Origin of the sequence: Sphingomonas sp. 66-10 (genome assembly GCF_001897045.1) — a bacterium.
In the GTDB taxonomy this organism is placed as follows: Bacteria; Pseudomonadota; Alphaproteobacteria; order Sphingomonadales; family Sphingomonadaceae; genus Sphingomonas; species Sphingomonas lycopersici.
The window spans coordinates 1-1468 of sequence record NZ_MKRR01000089.1 but is presented as its reverse complement, the minus strand read 5'-3'; the positions used below and the strand labels follow the sequence as shown (position 1 = coordinate 1468).

The following is a 1468-nucleotide window of genomic DNA, read 5'->3' as shown; positions in this document are numbered from 1 at the left end:
CGGCACAGGGCGGCCCTAGTCATGCAGACGCGGAAAAAGGGGTAAACGTCTGCGAAGTCTATCCCTGGCTTAGAACTTACCGCGCAGGGTCAGGGTGTAGCTACGCGGATAGGGCGAAGCCCAGCTCGCGTTGTAACCGTTGGCGTTGTCGAAGAACGGCGGGTCCTTGTCGAACAGGTTGCTCACCTGTCCTTGCAGGGTCACGCCCTTCAGCAGGTTCTTCAGCTCGTAGGCCACCGAGAGGTCGACGGTCTTGAACGCGTCCACCTTCTGGTTCGGGACCACGACCGAAGCCTGGTTCGTGTACTCGCCGGTGTAGTTGTAGAAGACGTTGGCGGTCAGGTTCTCGTAGATCCAGCCGGCGTTGAAGCGCGCCTTCCACTCGACGACGTCGGTGGTGTTGAAGCGGTCTTCGAACGGCTGGGTCGGCAGAACCTTCTGCTTGTACTGCAGCTGCTGGTTCGCCGTGACGCCGACCTGGAATTGACCCCAGTTGTCGGTGCTGAAGCGATAGCTGATGTCGTAGTCCAGGCCTTCGTAGATCCGCGTGCCGAGGTTCACGGCTTCCGTGTGCGGAACGTACTCGAAGTTCGGCACCAGGATGGCGTTCGACGGCGGATACAGGCGCAGGATTTCGTTCATCCGTTCTTGCGTCGGGAAGAACTCAGCCAGGCCGGCGAAGGCCGGGTTGGTGATCAGGTCGCTACCCGTAACCTTGAAGAACAGGTTCGAGTAATCGATGTAGTACCAGTTCACGCCGGCGCGCAGGCCCGGCAGGAAGTCCGGGGTCCAGGAGACGCCGAACGACTTGGTCTTGGCTTCTTCCGGCGTCAGCAGGTTACCGCCTTGGCCCGAGAGGGTGTACTGGTTGATGTTGGTGAGCGTCGTGCCCTTGTAGGGGCCGTAGCCGATCGGCAGGTTCGGGTTGGCGTTGTAACCCGGCTGGCCGAACAGGCCGGTCAGCAGGCCGACGTTCGGGGCGTTGAAGTTGGTGCCATACGACGCGTTGAAGCGCAGGCCCTGGATCGGCGAGTAAACGATGCCGTACTTCGGGTTAAAGGTGCCCTCGTACTTGTCGTAGTAGTCGTAGCGACCCGAAACCGACAGCGTCAGTTCCTGGACCAGCGGCATGGCGTTGCCCGAGCCGACCAGCGGAGCGTTCACTTCGAAGAAGGCGGCCGAGACTTGCTGACGCGGGTGGTCGTCACGGACGACGGCGTTGTAGCCGGCGTTCGGGTTACGCGAACCCGCGAGTTGCAGGGCGTTGGCCTGGGTAGCGCGGAACGAAACGCCCGTCGCCATCCGGAGCGTGCCGCCCGGCAGTTCCATCAGCGGACCGTCGGCCTTGAACTGCAGTTCCTGCAGGCCTTGTTGGCCCCAGTTCCACTGACCGGTGTCGTTGTTGATCTTGGCGAGCGTGGCCGGGTTGTTGTTGGCCGCGGTGCCGAAGGGGTTGAACGCCGTGGCC

The 1468-nt window shown here is 62.2% G+C and carries 1 protein-coding gene; it reads right to left on the bottom strand.

Annotated features, from left to right (window positions below):
- Positions 1–69 precede the first annotated feature (69 nt).
- Positions 70–1468: TonB-dependent receptor domain-containing protein (locus BGN95_RS07265; RefSeq protein ID WP_286772116.1), on the bottom strand; the 1399-nt coding region annotated here is incomplete at its 5' end.